Origin of the sequence: Coprococcus sp. RTP21428st1_C9_RTP21428_210409 (genome assembly GCF_040227395.1) — a bacterium.
Lineage (GTDB): Bacteria > Bacillota > Clostridia > Lachnospirales > Lachnospiraceae > Coprococcus > Coprococcus aceti.
This window is the reverse complement of record NZ_JBEHVV010000124.1, coordinates 1-3,156: the sequence shown is the minus strand read 5'-3', so window position 1 is coordinate 3,156 and position 3,156 is coordinate 1. Positions and strand designations below refer to the sequence as shown.

The following is a 3,156-nucleotide window of genomic DNA, read 5'->3' as shown; positions in this document are numbered from 1 at the left end:
AAAAAATTTCCCTTATTTCCCTTGTGATTATCTCATAAGGGCAAAAATAAGGGAAACTACATATCATTTCACTAATGAACAGGCGGGAAAGCCTGTAAAATAGGGAAAGTTAGAGGAATAATTATATAAATTCCAGTTTAACGAGGAGGTGATTTACATGAAAAAAAGTATATCAAGGATTATCGGTGTGATAATGCTGATTGTAGCTATTGTATTTATAATGTTTGCATTAAACCATCCAGAAAAGAGTTTCCCTTGGAACAATACAATTACGTGGTTACTGTATGGTGTATATTTTCTTGTGGCAGTAGTGCTGCTTATTGCTCCTAAAATAAAGAAGTGAGAAATTCCAGTTTGTTGAACTGAATCCGAAAAGCATTAGGGCGCAGAGGAGATAGAATCCTTTGTGTAAAAGACTAACGAACATATTTAATGAAACATCGAAACCATCTTTTTTTTGTTGTTTACCTATAATAACGATTGGAGTAGTCGATTATAGACACTGCAATCAAAAAAATCTGAAAATATATTTATCAACATTACATAAAAGTGTGTAGATGCACATAAAATGGGAATGCATATTGAAATTCAGGTCGTTCTGTGATAGGATCTCATTACTAAAAAGTGTGCAGATGCACGGAAAGGGGGAGCGTAACGATGGAGATTAAAAGAGACGCTTACCTACAGCAGCTGACCCTGCGAAAAGATAATGGAATGATAAAGGTGATTACCGGCATTCGTAGATGTGGCAAATCCTTTTTGCTGTTTACCATCTTTAAGAGATACTTACTGGAGAACGGCGTTGATGTTGATCATATTATTGAGATTGCATTGGACGGTATTGAAAATGAGGAACTAAGAGATCCTAAGGTGTGTTTCAAGTACATCAAAGATGCCATGAAAGACGATGGCAAATACTATCTGCTTCTTGATGAAGTGCAGTTTATGTCACAATTTGAGGAAGTGCTGAACAGCCTGCTCCGCATGAGCAATATTGATGTGTATGTCACCGGAAGTAATTCCAAGTTCCTGTCCAGCGACATTGTGACCGAATTCCGTGGCAGAGGTGATGAGATTAGAATCTACCCTCTCTCCTTTGCAGAGTTTTATTCTGTCTATGACGGCGATTATGATGATGCATGGGATGACTACATGATCTACGGAGGATTGCCGCAGATCGTAAGTTTCCAGAGCGAACGACAGAAAGCAGACTATCTGAAGAACATCTTTGCAAATGTCTATCTGAAGGATGTTATTGAAAGAAATAAGATTCAGAACGTGGATGAGATTGGGATTCTGGTTGATGTGCTTGCATCTGCAATCGGCGCACCGACCAACCCTTCAAAGATTGCCAATACCTTTGCCAGTGAGCGTCAGATGACTTATGCTAATAAAACCATCTCCAAGCATATCGACTATTTGACAGATGCCTTTTTGATTTCCAAGGCAAGCCGATACGATATTAAGGGCAGAAAGTATATCGGTGCAAATCTGAAATACTACTTTACGGATCTGGGACTGAGAAATGCACGTCTGAATTTCAGACAGCAGGAGCCTACTCATATCATGGAGAACATTGTTTATAACGAGCTGTTGATCCGTGGCTACAATGTTGATGTGGGTGTCGTGGATATCTTCGATAAGGATAAAGAGGGCAAACGTGTTCGCAAGCAGTTGGAGGTTGACTTTGTGGTGAATCAAGGAAACCAGAGATACTATATCCAGGTTGCATATGACATGACTTCGGAAGAAAAACAGACGCAGGAGTTCAATTCTCTGCGTAATATCCCGGACTCTTTCAAGAAGATCGTCATTGTAAATGGCAGCAAAAAGCCTTGGAGAAATGATGAAGGTTTTGTCATCATGGGAATGAAGTATTTCTTGCTGAATGCGAATAGTCTGGAATTTTAAGTCGATTTGAGTTGTTGCTGTGGTGTTGTTCTATTTCAAAAAAGAGTGAACACGCTGGGAGAATGTCGTGATGTGACAGACCAATATCAAACCGGACGAAGTGCATATTTGCGACTGGGACAATTATTTATGAGATTATTTGCTGGATTGCTATAAGAATCTGATGAAACGACCTTTCAAAAAACAGTTGATTTAGAAGTTAACTGTTTTTGAACCTCTTCTCAGACACAAGAACAGCAGATTGCGGGTCTCGAAGCAACCCAAAGAGAAGTCGATGAGTTTATTAACTTGACGGTAGATCGTGATAATTCGGCATCATCCGAAATCTCACGTGCTAAGAAGGACTTTTACAAACAATACTCTTATCTTAAGCCTGACTGCGAAAAGACCGACTGGGAAAAATTTTGCGAAGGTTTGAAAAAGGTCGGTCAGTGGTGTAAAGATCACTGGAAAGAGATCGTTCTGGTAATTGAAATCGTAGTGGCTGTTGTCTGCATTTGTGTTCCTGGCTTACAGGGTATAGGCACTGGCATTCTTATCGGAGCTTTAAAAGGTGCTTTGACCGGTGGCTTGATTGGCGGAATTACCAGTATGCTAACAGGAGGCTCATTCCTAGAAGGATTTGCCCAAGGTGCATTAGATGGTGCCATAATGGGTGGTGCCTTGGGCGGCGTAGGCGGAATCGCCGGCAAATTCATAACCTGCGGTTCTAAATTAGGAAACGCAATCCAGACAACCTCTAAAATCAGCGGGGCCATTTCTAATAGTATGGATGGTTTTGACATGGTATCATTAGGATTGGGGATGATTGATCCTAATAACCCAATCACGGAACTTAACAACAAAATGCATCAGAGCGATGTATACAACAAGTTCCAGATGGGGGTAAGCTTGGTATCTTCGTTCTCAGGTGCTGCTTCTCAGAATATGGCGTGCTTTGTTGCTGGTACATTGGTACTTACAACTGCTGGTCTGCTCGCTATTGAAAAGATAAATCCTGGTGATAAGGTTATTTCAACTGATCCTGATACGCTTGAAACAAGTGAAAAAACTGTCCTTGAAACATATGTCCGCAAGGTGGACAAACTCGTTCATCTTGTAATCAATGGTGAAGAAGTCATCACCACAGACAATCACCCATTCTATGTACAAGGCAGAGGATTTATCAAGGCAGAAGGTCTTTTCGTAGGTGATAAACTCATAAGTGTTGACGGTAAAGATCTTATCGTTGAAACACATGATATT

At 40.3% G+C, this 3,156-nt stretch carries 3 protein-coding genes; all 3 read left to right on the top strand.

The genetic code is table 11. The annotated features are described in order from the left end of the window. Positions 1 to 157: 157 nt before the first annotated feature. Positions 158 to 343 carry a hypothetical protein gene (locus ABUA34_RS14025; protein WP_196020850.1) on the top strand — a complete coding sequence of 62 codons (186 nt, stop codon included), beginning with the start codon at positions 158 to 160 and terminating at the stop codon, positions 341 to 343. A gap of 314 nt (positions 344 to 657) precedes the next feature. After that, the gene (locus ABUA34_RS14020; protein ID WP_008400146.1) at positions 658 to 1,911 is read left to right on the top strand and encodes an ATP-binding protein; all 1,254 of its coding nucleotides are present in this window, start codon (positions 658 to 660) and stop codon (positions 1,909 to 1,911) included. A 288-nt stretch (positions 1,912 to 2,199) separates the two neighbouring features. Then, a partial coding sequence (locus ABUA34_RS14015) for a polymorphic toxin-type HINT domain-containing protein (RefSeq protein WP_349823518.1) occupies positions 2,200 to 3,156 on the top strand: 957 nt, incomplete at its 3' end.

Bases quoted from the DNA above. Each gene is read 5' to 3' on its own strand.
- ABUA34_RS14025 (WP_196020850.1), top strand. From the start codon at position 158: ATGAAAAAAAGTATATCAAGGATTATCGGTGTGATAATGCTGATTGTA.
- ABUA34_RS14020 (WP_008400146.1), top strand. From the start codon at position 658: ATGGAGATTAAAAGAGACGCTTACCTACAGCAGCTGACCCTGCGAAAA.